Source organism: Kocuria subflava (assembly GCF_012163155.1).
GTDB lineage: Bacteria > Actinomycetota > Actinomycetes > Actinomycetales > Micrococcaceae > Kocuria > Kocuria subflava.
The window spans coordinates 1-521 of record NZ_JAAVUN010000244.1 but is presented as its reverse complement, the minus strand read 5'-3'; the positions used below and the strand labels follow the sequence as shown (position 1 = coordinate 521).

Here is a 521-nt window from a genome sequence, read left to right as displayed (position 1 = left end):
GGAACGAGAAGAACCTCTTCACCGGCTGGGTTGACGTGCCGTTGACCGAGAAGGGCAAGGGCGAGGCCACCCGCGGCGGTGAGCTGCTCAAGGAACGCGACATCCTCCCGGACATCGTGCACACCTCCCTGCTGCGTCGCGCGATCATGACCGCCAACCTCTCCCTGGACGCCGCGGACCGTCACTGGATCCCCGTCAAGCGGTCCTGGCGCCTCAACGAGCGTCACTACGGTGCGCTTCAGGGCAAGGACAAGACCCAGGTGCGTGACGAGTACGGCGAAGAGCAGTTCATGACCTGGCGCCGTTCCTACGACGTGCCGCCGCCCGAGTTGGACGACGACGACGAGTTCTCGCAGGCCCACGATCCCCGCTACGCCGACGTGCAGGACGCCCCGCGCACCGAGTGCCTCAAGGACGTCCTGGAGCGTTTCCTGCCGTACTGGGAAGAGCAGATCGTCCCCGACCTCAAGGCCGGAAACGTGGTTCTGGTCGCCGCGCACGGCAACTCGCTGCGCGCGCTG

Annotated in this window: 1 protein-coding gene; it reads left to right on the top strand. The window is 66.6% G+C overall.

Annotated elements, in window-relative coordinates; all coding sequences use genetic code 11:
- A partial coding sequence (locus GTW58_RS13990; RefSeq protein ID WP_168023650.1) for a 2,3-bisphosphoglycerate-dependent phosphoglycerate mutase occupies positions 1-521 on the top strand: 521 nt, incomplete at both ends.